The sequence below is a fragment of the Clostridium sp. CAG:43 genome (genome assembly GCF_000434655.1).
Classification (GTDB): Bacteria; Bacillota; Clostridia; order Lachnospirales; family Lachnospiraceae; genus Otoolea; species Otoolea fessa.
In genome coordinates, this window is sequence record NZ_FR895057.1 from 28,863 (window position 1) to 29,789 (window position 927).

The window sequence follows — 927 nt, forward strand, 5'->3', positions numbered from 1 at the left end:
ATCTCCAGTTTCCTGTATCTGCGGCACATTTTCCCGGATCTGCTGCCAAAACGGCGTTATCTCTACGCCTGGAAGGGACAGGGGGCGCTGCTGATGCGCCTGAGTATTCCGATCATGCTGCAGACGGGCGTCAATTCGATCGGTTTCCTCATCCTGCAGCGTCTCATCAACTCCTTCGGCGCTTCCAGCATCGAGGGCTACGCTGCCATGCTGAAGGTCGAACAGCTCGCGCACATCCCGTCCCAGAGCTTTAACGTCGCCATCTCCAGCTTCGCCGGACAGAATATCGGCGCTGAAAAACTGGACCGTGCCCGCCGCGGCTACCGCACCACCATCCTGATGGGCGTCCTGATCAGTATCTCCATCAGTATCGTAGTTCTGCTTTTTGACCGGCCACTTCTCCAGATCTTCAACATCACCGGAGAGTCCCTGCGGCGTGCAAAGGAACATCTCGACATCCTGATGTTCTTCATCTGGACCAGCACGATCACCAACATCACCTGCGGTTTTCTGCAGGGTGCAGGCGATGTCAAGATCCCGGCAGCTTCCGGCTTCATCAACCTGGGCATCCGCCTCGCGCTCTCCTTCCTGCTGGCGCTCACCCCGGTTGGCTTCCGCTGCTACTATGTGAGCATGCCGCCCGCATGGCTGATCGCCTGCTTCGTAGTTGTGATGCGCTACCGGAGTGGAAAATGGAGGGAGTTTCGGATTGTAAAAGAGTAAAGAAAAGGGATGGAAGAATTCACTTTAGAGAGGTGATTTCTTCCATCCTTATTTCATTTAAAGCTCTTTTTCTCGTTCTATCTGCTCCTAAAATTTTATCACACTGCTATCCATAAAACACAAATTCCATTTTTGCCATGCACATTCCACTCCACTCGCACACCGCTGCTGCCAGTGCCCGGTATGTAAACACGATATGGATAT

1 protein-coding gene is annotated in these 927 nt (G+C 53.3%); it reads left to right on the forward strand.

Annotation, left to right across the window (positions count from 1 at the left end; all coding sequences use genetic code 11):
• A partial coding sequence (locus tag QVO97_RS04790; RefSeq protein WP_288188963.1) for an MATE family efflux transporter occupies positions 1-723 on the forward strand: 723 nt, incomplete at its 5' end.
• Positions 724-927: the final 204 nt, after the last annotated feature.